Source organism: Mesotoga sp. Brook.08.YT.4.2.5.2. (genome assembly GCF_003351125.1).
GTDB lineage: Bacteria > Thermotogota > Thermotogae > Petrotogales > Kosmotogaceae > Mesotoga.
On sequence record NZ_JPGZ01000047.1, the window covers coordinates 1 to 16,130 of the forward strand.

Sequence of the window (16,130 nt, forward strand, 5' to 3'; positions counted from 1 at the left end):
GCAAACAGACAAGATGAGGTCGAATGAAATCTCCTTTGCACATTGGACGAAGATCCGCTGTAAGCTTAAGAACAAAGACCCGCTGAACGCTGTGAAGAGTCGTCCTTAGTCCTTCGTCCCAGATCATGGACCCCGTCCTTGGGAAGAGCCTGAGGTCAGAGGCAAGAGGTCGGAAGAGCGAAGAGATCTTGGTCTTCTTACCTCTAGCCTCATTCCTCTTACCTCTGATCCGCCTCGTCGTCGGCTCTCCTTTCAAAGAACCTTCAAGATCATCCCGCCAACCATTGCAATCATCACGCTCGCCAGTGTCCCGATTAGATAGTATTCTGCAAAGTCTTTGTTCTCGAAATTCTTAAATCTGGCCAGCGATTTGGCGGCTATTACAATGGTTATAGAGGCAACATTTCCCGTGAGATAAAGTGTAAGAATGAGAAGTCTTTCGAAGATCCCGATCACCTTTCCGGTCTTCACATTATCAAGGACGGAGCTGTCTCCTGCTATTCTCTGAAGATAGTCCGGTACATTCTTGTAGATGAGATCAAAGAGCTTTCTTATGAAGACCGCGCCGGCAAAGAGTACGTATAAATAGACAATTGTTATCAACAGAATTCTTTGAACCGGAAGCGAGGACAGGTTTAGCCCCGTATGTATGGAGAACCAACCAATGAAGCTCGAGAAGCTCCTTGAAACGGTGAAGCTGGAAATCGGCAAGAGGAAAGAAATGAGCACTAGATGCAAGAATTGGTCAACAATGAACATGATAAACTTCGTTGCCGGACCTCGCCGACTCTCGATCTGAGCTTTGAACACATCTATCAGTATGTGAAAGAGGGAAAGCACAAGGCAGTACATGAGCACATCGGTGAGTTTGAAGGGGAGCATAAGAACCAGAAGAGTTACAAACACAACGCACCAGTGTTTCAGGAATCCCTTCATTTGTACATTATTCTTTTCGTTTGCCATCGAGTCTGTCTGAAACAAGAAATCGGCAAGTACATGCGCTAGAATCGAAAGCGCTAAAGGTATCACTAATCCTGTCATGGTGGCCTCCGTTAATACCCCAGTAGATGCACGTTTGTCGTGGAATATACTTGTGATAAGGTCTTAAAGACTTATTCAGCGGAAATAAGGTTATATAGACTAATTTTACAAATATAAGGCTGAATAAACTAATTTCCAAGCGACAAATCGATCAACTTCGCCAACCCCATTTCGGCAGCTCTTACCACATTCCAGCTGGCCTTTTCACAGTGTTCCTGAACCGTCGGGGCTGTCACTCCCAGAGCCTTAGCCGCCTTTTCGTAAGTCCCCTCGGCTTCATATACATGAACGGCTTCCCACTGCTTTTCAGTCCAATTCCTCTCAACAGTTTCGAGCAAAGATAAAGAGTTATTCATGGCAACTGATAGTAAGTCGTTATCATGAACGAAGAAAGTGTTGGAAATCTTACTTTGCTTCGCACTATCAAGCGCCGTTCTCGCATCGAAGAAGACTCTGCCGCTTAAATCCCAAGAAGAACCGGCCTTCTCAAGCTCCTTCTTATCGATTTCGCCTATGCTTAACCCAATTCTTAGCCTGAAGGGTCGCACAATGTATCTCAACCTTCGAACAAGCATCGGTAGAGCCCCCAGCTCAGACAATACACCCTGAATCTCATCTCCTCTAGATATGGCGAATGGCTTTGCGAGATACTCCGAACCAAAACCCTCGATCGAATTCCGAATACTCTCCACCGGAATCTCTTGCTTCCTTGATTGGATGATATCGGCGGTAATTATCGCATAAAGACCCATACAGCTCACACTCCGTAAACAGCAGAGGCACTCCAAACTGATTGTAGCACAGATTCTGGCGAGACCATAAAGCAGGGGCAAGCAGAGTGCCGCTCCGCTCTTTACGAGATACCCACTTATCCACGCGGAGATCAATACGACATCCTAGATAAATGGATCGGCTATTCAGAAGTCTTTGAAAGCTTGTTACTCAATATGAAACCCGTTGGTGGAAATTCGAGGGAAAGCCCGTTGAAGAAAACGGGAAAACTCCCGAATATGCTGCATTTTGGCAAATAGAAGGAGTAATGCGTCAGCTGCAGAAATTCAATGACTAACAGCTAATTAGCTACTTCAAATAGCCAAAGATCTTTCTCTCTCTTTTCTGCACTGCCCTCTTGATAGGACATGGAATACCCTGCGAATATGATCCTGTTCCCTTCAATATAGGCTGAATTGACGACATCATCCCTGGAACCGCCGAAAGATACAGTATCTATTATCCGTCCTTGAGAATCCAGTTCGATGATCCAAGCATCATTCATGCCGGAATTTTCTTTGACATCGATGTCGTTAGAAGTTGTCTGTCCAGCGACAATCAAGTTCCCATCATCTGTAAGAACAATGCAACGCGCAACGTCTGTAAAACTCCCGCCGTAGTTCTTGCTCCACAGCTCATTACCTTCATCATCGACCGAAATAACCCAGAAATCTCTTCCACCAAGTCCATTCGAAAACAGTGATACCCCGGCGTCCTGTGAACCAGTGGCTATGGCACCGCCATCACTCTCTGCAACTATATCGAAGCCATCCTCAAACCACTGACCTCCGAACTGATCAAACCATTCGACTTCCCCAGCGGCCGAGATCTTCAAGATCGACATCTGGTTGTCCACGTAGTTGCAGCTTATTCCACAGTCTCTGTACGCAAAGTAGCCGACTGCATAGACTGACCCATCCTCTCCCAGGTAAAGTCTCTGCGCGCAATCTTCAGATCTGTAAGCGCCAACTACCCATTGAGACACCATATTGCCTTCACAATCCAGTTCTACTATCCAGAAGTCTTCTCCCCAATCATAGCAAGAGACATCTCCGTCAGCAGATCTTGTGTATCCTGCAACCAGAATATTGCCTGAAGGTTTCTCAAGTACATCGTATGCATGATCCTGCCCGCTGCCCCCAAGTGTTCTCTCCCAGATGAGTTCGCCTTCAGTCGAAAGCCTGATCACCCAGAAATCACCAATACCTTTGTTATTGGTCACATCACCATCTGCAGATTCCGTCAGACCTGCCAGCAAGTATCCCCCGTCAGCAGTTAGGGCTATTGCCTCAGCAATATCTCTCTTGCTTCCACCAAAGGTTTTCCACCACTGAAGATTCAAGTCACTGTCAAGTTTCACTATAAGGAAGTCTTCCTGACCGTGTGTAGAAACAATCCCTCCAGAAGAAGAGTCTGTGTACCCTGAAATCGCAACGGATCCATCTTCGAGAATCTTAACGTCGCTTGCCTCGTCGTTGCCGCTTCCTCCAAGAGCTAGAGACTTCACTACATTTAGCCTTGCCCCCAGAAAAACCGAAATAAAAATCAGAAATACCATTACTGACATTCTTCTCATCATCTATTCCTCCATCTCATGATCAACGTCTTCTACATCCCTTTGCGATCAATCCCAGGATCAATAGTTGTTCATATTCGTTTCATTAATATTTGATTAGTTGCTGTGAAGTATCGAAGAGAGGTTACTAATATGACCGAGATAAATAATCGTGATGTCAAAAACGAAAAGTTGCGCAGCTGAATCCAATATTTATGGATATTCGTTCTCACGAGCGCCTTTGCCAAATCGAAAAGCTCATTACAATGAAAAACCAAGCGGGACTTTCATTTCCGAAACTGTAAAAGGCTTGCGAGACAGATCTTACCGCCTCGAATCAGCTAGATCTTGATTCCGTTCCTTAAACCTAATCGAATTGTGTGCGGCAAGAGTTCCATGAAGGATGTAGTGCTTCTGAGCAGACTGAATATCAACATGAAAACAGATATTTTGTGATCCAGATCGAAATTCTCATTATCCGAGCAGTTCATAACTTCCACAGTTCTATGGAAGAGAGCTTCTGCAGTTTGAAATCTGATGTCTAGATCGGCAAAAACCTCGAACTGAAGAGCTCAAGACAGGCTCTCACCACTTCTTCATCATACTTCGTGCCAACTCCCGACTTAATCTCTTCCAGGGCCATCTCAAGTCCCAGTGCAGGTCTGTAAGGACGATGAGAGCCTATGGCCTCGACAAAATCTGCAGCTGCAAGAATTCTTGCCTCAAGCATTATCTCCTCGTTTTTCAGACCTCTCGGATAACCGGATCCATCGATTCTCTCGTGATGCTGCCTGACTATTTCTGCAACTGGCAGACCGAAATGGATCCTTCAGGATTTTGAAGCCTTCCTAGGGATGATTCTTGATTAACGCCCATTCAATCTCATTAAGCTTTCCGGGCTTGTTAAGTATATCTGCCGGAATGGAAAGTTTCCCTATGTCATGGAGCCTGGAAGCAAACGAAAGCACATTTCGGTCATCCTGTGAAAGGCGCATCTTTCTTGCTATCTCTTCTGCCAGTATGGCAACCCTCTTCTGGTGACCTGCTGTGTATGGATCCTTTATCTCAGTAGTCTCGCTCATTATTGCAATAAGCTCTTCCTGGGTCTTGCTGATTCTGTTGTAAAGGCTGTCGATCGGCTCGCGAATGGACCTGTAGACTATCCCCTGCAAGACAACGAAATAAGATATCACTCTGAAAACATGGCCAAGCATGTTAGAAAAACCGTACACGTCGGTATAGGTCGTAAAAACTATCTCACCGGCAGCGGTCATAAGAAGAACCAGAAAGTAGTACTTTCTGTACGGGAGAACGTCTGGAGAATCGCTCCTAAAAAGAAGATAGATGCTCAACATTATGATTCCAATTACTACATATTCCATAGAAATCTTGAATGAAGTTAGACCTGTTCCCATAATGAAACATTCAGGAAAGTATCCAAGGGAGATCGTCGTCTTTCCAAGGGCTCCTGCAATAATGAACCCTGCAAAATAGCCAATATTTAGATTTTATTTCTTAGGCAGAACCAGCGCCAACGCCAGACCGGAAGCCTCTATCAACCGACCCAGAATCCAGAACTGTGTCGGCTGATTTGCCGTCCAGGAAGAAAAGACACCCATCCCGGCAACGAGATTGTGTGAAGAACATCCAGGACCATTACTACGCTGTAGAGATATCCTATTCTCAGCACGAGTACGTTCTTATCCCTGGAAATGAATGCCATAGAAACCAAAACTCTGGCGATCAAAATCGCCGTAATTTCGATAAACGAGTGGAAAAGAGGGAAATTTAACGCGACACTGCTCACGAGGCCAAAGCGATCAATATCCACATGGAAACAGTAATTGTCTTAGACATAACTTTACCACCAACGAAAAAAAGTTCTCTCAAGTATAATCCCTATCAAGCATGACAGCAAAAGTCCTTTTCGCTAACAAACTTGTGCAATATAGTGCCAACGGATCCTCCTGCCAGACGAAGATTCACCTCTATAACAACAATACCTGTAATGGCGACTCCCCGAAGCATCTCTAAATACTACACACAATATAAGGAATCATCTCAGCATATGACGACCAAAGTAGCAGAACCTGCGGGAAGGCAAGAAATCCTGATCTAAAGAGAGTCGAAACTGAGATCCCTTTCAGCAAAGGATAGACTCAATGTATAATAAAAGATGCATCATGAGAGGCACTCATGAGTTGAGCGAAAGTTCTTGGTTTGTACTCAGAAAGGTGGAATAGATGAAGAAGACTATGAAGTTCTGGGATCTGGTCGCACTGGAAGTGGGGATGACAATCGGGGCAGGAATATTCATCTACATGCCGATCGCTTCTCAGAGTGCGGGGGTAGGAACAATACTTGCATTCGTCGTTGCCTTTGCTCCCATGGCAATTATTATGATAAATGTCATGCTGCTCGGATCGACACTTCCCACGACAGGCGGAACTTTCAAGTACGGCGCTTTCCTCTTTTCACCCAAAGCCGCATTTCTCGGTCTCTGGGCCTATCTCTTCGGTGCATTTGTCGGCCTGTTTCCGTTGAACGCGCTTGCGCTGGCATCATATATGAAGGGTATCTGGGATGGGATCTCTCTTGTGCCCGTAGCTCTGATTATTCTCACCTTCTTCTATGTAGTCAACCTTATGGGTCTTAAAATGGCTTCGAGAGTGGAAATCCTCGCTGTAGCTCTACTTTTTATTGCTATCACAATTTACACTGTGCCGGGCATTGGCAGAATCGAAGCGAGCAACCTCGAAGGCGTTTTCTCGAAAGGGATCGGTTCGATAATATACGCTTCGGCACTACTCTCTTTCACATTCGCAGGCTCTAACGCCGTGATAGAGCTTGGCGGAGAAGTAGAAAATCCCAGGAGAAATCTCCCGCTTTCGGTGATTTTCTCTCTCTCGGTTGTCTTGGTCTGCTATCTCCTGATGGCAATCGTCTCGTTTGGAGTAGGAGAAGATGTAATGACTAATGGCACTCTTAACGACGTAGCTTCGAATTACCTCAGCGGATTTCTTTTCTACGTCTTCGCATTCGGCGGCCCGATACTCGCAATTGCTACAACGATTAACGCGACATACATGTGGGGGACTAGATCTTTGCTCGCACTTTGTAAACTCCGAGTATTCCCCTCAAAACTCGGACTGGTCAACAAGAGAGGAACACCATGGGCTTTGCTGACAATTATTTGGCTTCTCTCTTCAATTATGCTGATTTCAGTTGGCGAATCCGGCCTAAACCTATTCGCAGCCTTCGCTTCAATAGGCGGAATAGCAGTAATCGTCCCAACGATGTTTGCAGTCTTCAGACTGAAGAATGATCCAAGGCTCAAAGAAAGAGCTCCCGCAGTAGTTAATAAGAAATGGTTTACCCTAATCCCGGTTTTCGGGGCCTTGTTTTCAATAGTGATATTGCTCATTCTTCTTTATCAGGTCGGGGCAGATTTCAGTGCTTCATTCTTCTTGTTCTTCATAGTATGGGAGATTATTGGCATAATTTACTTTGCCTTCAGATTGAGACACCTCAATCGTGTGAAAGACAATCCATTCGGCAGAGACGACTTATCGGCATTCGACGACTAAGTAGTCAAAGAAACTTATCGACTGAAAGACACGGTCAATGCTATCGTTCCTGCATTGATTGCTTTGCGAACACATACTGTGGCGTCGTTCAGTTCACACAGTATCTCAATGTATCCACAATTCTCTCAAGAATCGGTTCATTCTGGCTCCAAAAACCCACCTTAACCGCAAATCCAATCGATAGACAGTACCCGTCTTCATCGGGCTGATAGACATGTGAGTAGATTGTTCTCTCAACGTCCCACTGGGGCGCCGTAAGTTCTATCCATATGCCGGGTTGACCGGCAATGAGCCTTTCCGATTCTTCAACAACCTCCATAGAGAGTCTGATCTCCTCTTTTTCATCTTCAAGAAACTCGGGCCTCACTCGAGCAATAACAAAGAAAACATTCTCCGAGCCGGGTTCAGAATCGAACCATCTGCTGACGGCCTTCGAATCTTCGTCGTCCTCCAGTTCGCGCCTATACTTTTGAGAATCGTCATACCAGATCGACGGAACCTCAAAGCATATTCCATCGGCGAAAACCTCTACCCATTCGGCTGCAAAGACTTCTCCAATTACCTCTTCTTCGGTTATAGTTTCTTCCGTATCCAACTCGTATTCAAGCTCTTCTTTTCCTGTCCAGGGATAGAACGTCACATTGTCACTTACTGAATTCCCCGTTCCTCGATAGTTGAGAGAAGGATGGTGCGGACCTGTAATGTCGCCCCACCAGCAATCTACAGCAACTACCTCGACCTGACTATCGTTTCTGACACCACAGATGGTGTTCTCTTCGAAGATACAGTCAGCGAAAGATATAGGAACGGTCTGCAAGGAGGAGATCCCTACTCCAGTTGAATTTCCGGAGAACGAAGACTCAAAAACTTCTATGAATCCAGTGCTGTTGCTTAGATGAAGACCATCGCCGGCAGTCCTTGAGACCGACACATTTTTGGCGATCAATGATCCAGAGCCTGTTTTGAAAAGACCTGCCTTGTCCCCGTAACCGGCATACATAACGATAGCCCACTCAAGCTCTGCGCTCCCTTCTTCCTGTATGTAGATACCTCTCCACCAACCTGGTTCAGGAAGAGAATCATCGCCGTCACGATTAGAATCTCCTCCAAATGAGTCATCCCGCCAGTCGGTGAAAACGATCGGCGCATACTCAGTCCCTGCGGCCTTTAAGCTACCGGAAACCCGTAATCCCCTGTAGGCAGCAAACTTCAAAACTGTTCCAGATTTGATTTCCAATATTGCGTTCTTAGAAATGGTTAACTCCCCAGACACGTAGAATGAGTACTCACTGCTCAGGCCGAATACTACGTCGGAGGTTATCATTCCTCCATCTACAAATACATCGGTTCCGTTTTCTTCGAATCTTGCCAACCGGTCGTCGAAAGAGACATTAACTGCCAGCCGTACCCCAGTCCCGTTACTTATGAATGAATTGTTTGAGAGTTCAAGACTTAAATACCCGGCGAGAAGCTTTAGCGCATCTCCTGTGACATTATGGATAGTAGAATTGGTTAGTGTGAAAGATCCTGATCCGCTACGAATGATCCCGCTCTGGGAGTACCCTATGGTAATCCAATCTAGTTTGGCCTTTCCTGACTCCCTTATGTTCACTGAATTCCACCAGCCTCTATCCGGCGCTGTGGCTTCGGCATCTCTATTCGTGTCTCCGCCTACAGAATCATCTCTGAGATCGGTTATATGAACAGGCGATTGTTCAGTTCCTATAGCGATAAGTTCGCCATCAACTGTTATAGAAGTATTTTGCGCCACTTTGACAACTGTGCCGGCCAGTATTTCCAGTCTTGCGTCTCTGGAAATAGAAGTGCTTCCGCTCAAGAACAGGGTGGTATGCTCAGGAACTCTCCAGACTATTTCTCCACTTATGGTTCCCGCATCTACGTGAATATCGCGGTTGTTTTCGGCAAAGTGTGTCCTCTCATCTATCGACAGCGAGCTGTTCGCTACGGCCCTTATACCAATATCGTTGGATTCGAAGAAAGATCCCTCGATAACCACTCCATCTGTCCGGTAGTTAATTCCTGCTCCCGAGTTATGAGAGAAGGTAGATTCTCTAACCATAACCCCGCCGGCTGCATTGTCAACTCTGAAACCGTCTCCTGCAATGTGCTCAACAAGTGTATGCGACATTGCGACGTGTCCCGAACTATTCTTCAAGACTCCAGCCTTATCTCCATACCCCGCGTATCTGATCACGCACATCTCGAAGTCTGCTTTCCCATCTGTCAAAATACTGATCGATCTCCACCAGCCAGAAGCCGGAACCGTCTCCTCGCCGTCTCTATTTGCATCTCCGCCAACTGAGTCATCCCTAAGATCGGTGAAGTAGATAGGCAGATTCTCATTGCCCGTCGCTTCTAGAACTCCGTAAACGATAATTCTGTTATTCTGCCTGAACTTAATGACAGAACCGGAATGAATACTAAGTAAAGCCCCCGCTGCGATATTCACGTCTCCCGTAACTATCATAGAATAATCACTGCTTGATCCCCAGGCTACTGCTCCGTTAACAGTCCCGCCGTCGAGGTGAATGTCGACCGCATTCCCTTCGAAGGTTGTTGTCTGATCGACAAAAGAAGAACCTATACCTATTCGCACTCCATTCGTATTGCTTACATACCGGTTGTCGAAATGCTCGAATGAAGAGTATCCTGCCGCTATACGGAGTCCGTCCCCAGAAGTATTAGCTATGACAGAATTCGATACCGAAAGAGCACCTCTCCCACTCTTAACTATCGTTCCACCATCGGTTCTACCGCCATAGGAGATTCTGCACCAATCGAAGTAAGCAGAACCGTCGTTGCGGATACTTATAGATCTCCACCAGCCGGCCTCCGGTGGTGATTCTGCTCCAGGTATTTCACCGCCAACAGTGTTGTCTCGAAGATCGGTGAAAAAGATGGGTGATTCCTCGGTACCTAAAGCAATGAGCTTTCCATCGACAGCAAACATAGAATTCTGCGCTATCTTTATAACAGTTTCCGGCTTCACTGTGAGGCTCGCTCCGGCAGCAATAGTCACGCTACCATTCATCAGAATCGATATATATCCTGGAGTCGCCCACACTACATCTCCCAAAACTGTACCTGGATCAATCTGTACGGCGATACTATTTTCATCAAAATACGTTACTTCGTCCACCTCAATCGAACTGCCGGCAAGAAGCCTTATTCCAATGGCATTAGAAACAATACTCAAAGCTTCCGTCTTTACTCCGTCGGTCTTGTAATACAATCCTGAACCTGAATTGTGAGACAATGTCGTGTATCTCACTTCGGTGCCGCCTGCCGCATTGTCAACTCTCAATCCGTCACCCGCGACATCATGTATGGTACTGTGCAGGATTGAAAAGGCTCCGGTGCTGTTCTTGATTACTCCGGCTCTATCAACAGCTCCCAGATAGCCAATGACACAGTAATGGAAACTCGCGCTGCCCTCGTTCAGAAGACTTATGCTCCGCCACCAACCAATCTCTGGCGAAGTCTCATCGCCATCCCCGTTGGCATCTCCGCCGACTAAATCGTTTCGAAAGTCGGTCAAGTTTATGGGAGCGTCTTCTCTACCCTTTGCTTCAAGGTGACCGTATACTAGAATCCTGTTGTTCTGCCTCATCTTAATCACGGTTCCGGCTTTGAGCTCCAATGTGGCGCCTGCAGCGATGGTTATATCTCCATTGGTAACCATAGAGTAATCGCTGTTGGCTCCCCATACAACATTCGTGTTTATTGTGCCTCCGTCAAGGTGGATATCTAGATCATTACCTTCAAATCGCGAAGTGAGATCTGAGAAAGATGAGTTTATCCCCAGCCGCAGACCAACTGAGTTGTGCCCGAAATAGTTGTTCGAAGACTCAAATAGAGAGTACCCGGCAGCTACTCTTAGTCCATCTCCGGCACTGTTAATAATCGTTGAATTCGATATTCTTAGAAAACTAGCGCCGCTCTTTAGAAGAGTAGCTCCATCTGATCTTCCCCCGTAGGCAAGAGTGCACCACTCAAGAACGGCTGAGCCCTCGTTCAGAATATTGATCGATCTCCACCCACCATTCTCGGGTAGAGTCTCGTTCCCGTCACCGTTTGCATCTCCACCCACGGAGTCGTCACGCAGATCAGTGAAAAAGATCTGCCGGCTCTCTTCTCCTCTCGCCTGAAGTTCACCGTAGACCAAAATCCTGTTGTTTTGCCTGAACTTGATAACAGTTCCCGGAGCTATCTCAAGAGAAGCCCCGACACCCACCGTCACATCCCCGGTAACCGTCATGGAATAATCGCCGCCGGCTCCCCAACTTACATTCGCGCCGATAGTTCCTCCGTCAAGGTGGATGTCTACTTCGTTTGAAACGAAATTCGAAGTCTGGTCAAAGAAGGATGAGTTTATCCCGACCCTGACTCCATTCGTGTTATACATGAATACGTTGTTCAGGCTTTCAAAAAAAGAGTACCCCGAAGATATTCTGAGACCATCGCCCCGGACTCTTCGGATGATTGAGTTAGTTACTCTCAGAGAACCCGATCCTGCCTTGAGAATTCCTGCTCCTGTTGAAGCACCCGCAAAGGATATTTCGCACCATTCAAGAAAGGCAGAACCCTCATTACGAATGTTTATAGATCGCCACCATCCAGGTACCTGAGCAGTTCCGGTGAAGATGATCGGGTTCTCCTTGTTGCCAACAGCCCTCAGAGTTCCGTCAACTATGAAGTCCTGATTTTGGACGATGAGAATCTCCACCCCCGGTTCGACTGTAAGAATCACATTAGGTGAAACGGTGATACTAGACCTCACCAAGTATGGACTTTGATCCCTTGTCCAAACAGTATCTTCGGCAACGGTTCCTGACACTTCTGTGGGAGGTTTGTACCTATCAACAGGTGTCTCTGAGTTCAGGGCAAAAAGCACCCCTGACGAAAGTAGAAGGATTATCAGTAGCGAAGTCCTAACAAGCCAAAAAGCTTTCATAAAGCACCTCCAGAGTATTCCGGGCTTTGCCGCCAGTACTACTCGGAGATTGGCCCGATCACGCGCCAAAGCCATCGTATGAACAGATTATACATATGTGCGGAGCGAATACTTAGCAGATTGAATAGTACTCTCTTGATTTAAGTAACAATCTGGAAGGAAGGTATGGATGGCCAAATGTTTGGTTAGATGGCTTTTCACGAGGCAAATTCGGTGAAGAGACGTGTTTCGCTACTAGGTTCAGTCCATTGTGATCGTTCAATAATCCCTTATGAACTCACATTACGACTGACCAGCATCAACGCACAGAATTCTTGCTTATTGGAGGGCAGGATACCTGTTCAACAATCATTTAGGTCAGACACTTGCCTTCATAATTACTCTATAGATGGTCGAGCAGGTCTCATCCATGCTTCACAAAGGAGTTCTCGCTCAGTTCTCGGAAGGCAACATCCCGTTTTTCCCTGGTGTTCATGACTATGGGACCTCCCTATGCAACAGGCTCTTTAAGAGGTTTCCCTGAAAACAGCAGTAACCTTGTCCCCTCACTTCCTGCCCTCACCTAGAAGGTATCTCCATCGCCAAAGAGAACCGCTCGCTTGCTGTCAATGGCTTCCTCTTCACTGGGATCGAATGTTCCACTCCCCAACAGTATATAGATGAAGAGAGTCATATCATCACCGGTCTCGAATGACCACTCTTTTCCGGCTTTGACCTCAGCATCTAGATGCTTGGCCTTCACATATCTTCCTTCGAATGCTCCGGTGATGTTCTTGTGAGGTCCCGCAATTACGCCCACTATTGAACCTTCTTCATCTACAGCAGGAACATCCTGACTCTTTATGTCTCCATATTGAGGATTTGCCATTTTGTCCCTGGCACAAAGATTAAGCCGGAGCTGTCCTCCAAGCAATCGTGCCGAGGGTTTGGGCATCTCTTGATGAATGATTCCCGACCCTACAGTCATCCATTGACAGGCTCCGTCGAGTATTCTGCCTTTGTTGCCCAAACTATCACCGTGGTCTATAATGCCGCTTACAAGATAAGGCACGGTCTCGATGCCCCTTTGAGGATGCCGTGGAAAGCCCTTAATGTAGTCCTCCGGATTTGTCGAATCAAAGGCATCCAGCAGCAAGAACTGATCGAAATCCTCAACGTCTCTTTGACCAACTACTCAAACGAGCTTCACTCCGGCACCATCAACGGCGGCTCTCCCAGTCAAGATCTTGCTGATTTTCCGTATTCTGCTCATTGTAAGTTTCCTCTTCACTCCGCGGCAGATTCTCATGCATCAATACTCAAAAGCCTTTCGCAAAAATGGTGTCTGCAGATCTCTAATCATGAATGATCTTCTATCTGAATCCCATGATCTATTATCCCAGATAAGCCTCCAGCAACATTCTCATTAGCAAGAACACAGACAACAGGAAGGCCGGACCTTGTCGGCCCGGCTTTGAGGGATGGGGTGAGAAAGCTCATGAAGTTTTCCACTGTCAGTTCTGCTGTACCTGGTAATTAATTGCCGCTTGCTGTGCTTCTATGTCGAGGTTCATGTTCACCTGCACTTTCTTCAAATCATTTTCAAACAAATTATAAGAAAGAATTTTGGTGGTATTATCGCAGAAATATGGGAAAAGATGAGAGATAACCTGAAAGTTGTTTTTTTTTTTCGGCAAACCTTTTTGAAACATTACAGCATGAAGAGAAGAGAAAGACTGAGAATTTTCGGATCACTGCGTGCATAATGATTCAATTTCCTTGGATTCACAGGAGATGATGAGAAAATTCCGGTGTGTACTAGAAACTATCTAAGTTCATTTTTCAAAGAAGGCGGACCGGTAAGAAGGTGCTTTGCCGCTGTAGACTAAATCATTTTTTCACCATATCCGAGACGCTATTAATTCCGCCATGCTGAACATGAGGGTTATTCTTGATGTGTTCAACACACCCCGTCGACGATGAAGCCGTCGACACCCCTCTCGAGAGGGGATTAAAGAGCTCTTAAAGGCTTCAGGAGATCCTAGATCCTTACTTGGCCTCTTTGCTTTCCCCTCATCTCTACTCTCTCCATATTCACCCCTTCTTAGTCTACTATTCCTAACTTACTTGTCCAATTCCCCTAGGGGGTGAATACGACAGTCATCCCTGAGCCACCTGAAAATCTCCTGTTCAGGGGCATTTCGGACCTGATCCGGAATCCGGAATCCAGAATTCATAAGCCTCCCGCTGAAATTGCCATTACTTTATGCTCTTGCTCTCTCGCGCGATGTTGATTTTGGAGGACGGCGGACCGTTGACGACCATCTATCAATTCTCACACTCTCGCAGCGAAGCTCTCGACAATGCTCTTTCTCGCATGATGTTATCCAAGGACGTGTTCTGGTCCAAGGCGAAGGACCAAGGACGGCTCTTTACAGTAATCAGCGGGCCCTTATTCTTAAGCGGACACCGGCTGTATACACTTTCAGCTGCTCATTGCCCGACGAAGCCTGACTGGCTTCAAAATCGCCTCTTGCCGAAGGCAGCATTGCGACCTGGCGTTATCTTCGCCAGCCTTGCGTCCACTGATGTTCTTCAGTGCAATGCGTCCCACCGAAGGCGTCATTGAGTCTTGTTTCAATGAGAACTGACCTCTCCGAAGCCTGACTGGCCACCGAAGGTGACTGGCCCACATCAGCTCGTTCTCTTCGAATCATAAAGCTCCAGAACTCTCGGTTCGTTCTTGAAATCCCTGTAGAAAAGGAAGATGATGAAGGCATTTGCCGCGTAGAAGGCAGTGCTAAGCAAGAATAATTCGGTATAGCCGCTTATAGTAGTACCAACTATTAACCCGAAGATCATAGCGGCTACTGCCCGAACAGTATTGTTCAGAAAGCCGTTGATTCCAGAAACTGTTGATAGTTTAGAATCTGGAACGTATGAGAAGATTATCGAAGTCATTATCGGGTTTGTTATGTTCATGAAGACGAATCTGAATGCGTAAAGAATCGTGAATAGAATCGGCTCTCTGACGACTACTAGAGAGAGCATCAGTGGGATTACAAGCAACTGCATTGTCAGGTTGAACTTCAAGGCGCCGAAGCGTCTTCCTAATCTGTGGGATAGTGTCGATCCGGCGGCAGTCCCTAATTGTGCAATAGAAAGGGCGATACCTATACCTGTTGCCGACATGTTGAAAAGGTCTTTGAATATCAAATTTCCGAAATGTATGAAGAGACCGGCTCCGAAGCCCACAGTTGCTGTGGATATGAAGTAGTATGTAAGCACCTTCCTCTGGTCGTTCTGAAGTCCCGAAAAGTTGAATAGTTCCTTGAGTCTGGATCTCGATTCCGTCATCTCAAGCTTTATGACAGGTATTATTGCAGGTAAATGGGCGACCATCGAGATTATCAAAGTCGTTTTAAGGCTGAAAAGATCTCCAAATGCCCCACCAATGAAATTACCGATGACTCCGCTTGCCATGTTGATTCCGAAGTTCAGACCGAAGACCTTCGCTCTGTTTCCCGTCTTTGTTATGCTTGTCATTGTCGCCATGACTACGGTGAAGGCAGTAACTGTAAACCCGCCTTTGATAAACGATAGAACGATTATAAACGTCGGATCAACTACGAAAGCAAGCGCGATTCCAGATACGGGAACGACAATCGCAGAGAGAAAGAGAATCTTCTTCTTTCCGATAGAATCTGCGAGAACGGCTGTGAGCAGCCCTATGATCGCCGATCCCCATAACTGGGCAGAAGTCACGTTGCCTATGAGTTGATTTGAGAAACCGATTTCTCTCAGATACAGATTATAGACAACGCGGTACATTGAGATTGTTATAGTGGTGATGAATGTATAAGTCAGCAGTAATACGATTCTCTTTCTCAACAAAAAGCCCTTCTTTGTTTGATTTGCTTACTATATATTACCATTTTGGAAGGATTTTGTGGGATGATTAGGTTCGCCAGTCTGCTGACGCAGGCCAGTCTCGCCTTCGACGAGGCCAGTTCCGGCTGCGCCGGCCTGAAGAACCACTGAACGCTGAAAGATCCGACTGCGATGAAACGCCTGCGGTTGAATGTCGTCGAAAACAACGCTGTCAGTCAACAGACCTTTGACAAGATCGAAGCACATATCCCGGATCGCACCCGGGATGACCCTGAACAGGACCACCATACAGGAACCCTGAACAGGAGACCCCAAACAGGAGCATTTTGGG

9 protein-coding genes and 2 pseudogenes are annotated in these 16,130 nt (G+C 46.4%); 1 reads left to right on the forward strand and 10 read right to left on the reverse strand.

The features are described 5' to 3' along the window. Positions 1-252: 252 nt before the first annotated feature. From Q502_RS11900 to Q502_RS15140, 6 genes and pseudogenes are all read right to left on the reverse strand, one after another. Complete coding sequence (locus Q502_RS11900; RefSeq protein ID WP_102819401.1) at positions 253-1,041, reverse strand: DUF3307 domain-containing protein; 789 nt, start codon at positions 1,039-1,041, stop codon at positions 253-255. A 128-nt stretch (positions 1,042-1,169) separates the two neighbouring features. Further along, a complete protein-coding gene (locus tag Q502_RS11905) occupies positions 1,170-1,793 on the reverse strand; it encodes a SatD family protein (protein ID WP_102819402.1) in 624 nt (207 codons plus the stop codon). A gap of 320 nt (positions 1,794-2,113) precedes the next feature. After that, positions 2,114-3,391, reverse strand: a complete 1,278-nt coding sequence (locus tag Q502_RS11910; protein WP_146739755.1) for a hypothetical protein — start codon at positions 3,389-3,391, stop codon at positions 2,114-2,116. 517 nt (positions 3,392-3,908) lie between these two features. After that, positions 3,909-4,193: an HD-GYP domain-containing protein gene (locus Q502_RS14865; protein WP_374704144.1), complete on the reverse strand. Its 285-nt coding sequence runs from the start codon at positions 4,191-4,193 to the stop codon at positions 3,909-3,911. 22 nt (positions 4,194-4,215) lie between these two features. After that, the gene (locus Q502_RS15135; RefSeq protein ID WP_374704145.1) at positions 4,216-4,581 is read right to left on the reverse strand and encodes an HD domain-containing phosphohydrolase; all 366 of its coding nucleotides are present in this window, start codon (positions 4,579-4,581) and stop codon (positions 4,216-4,218) included. Further along, positions 4,564-5,198, reverse strand: a pseudogene (locus Q502_RS15140) (MASE3 domain-containing protein); the annotation flags it as partial. The gene Q502_RS15135 and the pseudogene Q502_RS15140, both read right to left, overlap by 18 nt. A gap of 412 nt (positions 5,199-5,610) precedes the next feature. Between Q502_RS15140 and Q502_RS11925 the strand changes: the two are divergent. Continuing rightward, the gene (locus Q502_RS11925) at positions 5,611-6,954 is read left to right on the forward strand and encodes an APC family permease (RefSeq protein ID WP_258002057.1); all 1,344 of its coding nucleotides are present in this window, start codon (positions 5,611-5,613) and stop codon (positions 6,952-6,954) included. Positions 6,955-7,042: 88 nt separating this feature from the next. On the opposite strand, the gene Q502_RS11930 is transcribed toward Q502_RS11925, so the two are convergent. The 4 genes and pseudogenes from Q502_RS11930 to Q502_RS14455 form a co-directional block, all read right to left on the reverse strand. Continuing rightward, complete coding sequence (locus Q502_RS11930; RefSeq protein WP_112109457.1) at positions 7,043-11,929, reverse strand: right-handed parallel beta-helix repeat-containing protein; 4,887 nt, start codon at positions 11,927-11,929, stop codon at positions 7,043-7,045. A gap of 562 nt (positions 11,930-12,491) precedes the next feature. Continuing rightward, a pseudogene (locus tag Q502_RS11935) lies at positions 12,492-13,079 on the reverse strand (pirin family protein); the annotation flags it as partial. A gap of 1,523 nt (positions 13,080-14,602) precedes the next feature. Then, complete coding sequence (locus Q502_RS11945) at positions 14,603-15,799, reverse strand: MFS transporter (protein ID WP_102819407.1); 1,197 nt, start codon at positions 15,797-15,799, stop codon at positions 14,603-14,605. Positions 15,800-15,829: 30 nt separating this feature from the next. After that, positions 15,830-16,130 (reverse strand): hypothetical protein (locus Q502_RS14455; RefSeq protein ID WP_220152705.1); only part of this gene is annotated, 301 nt, incomplete at its 5' end.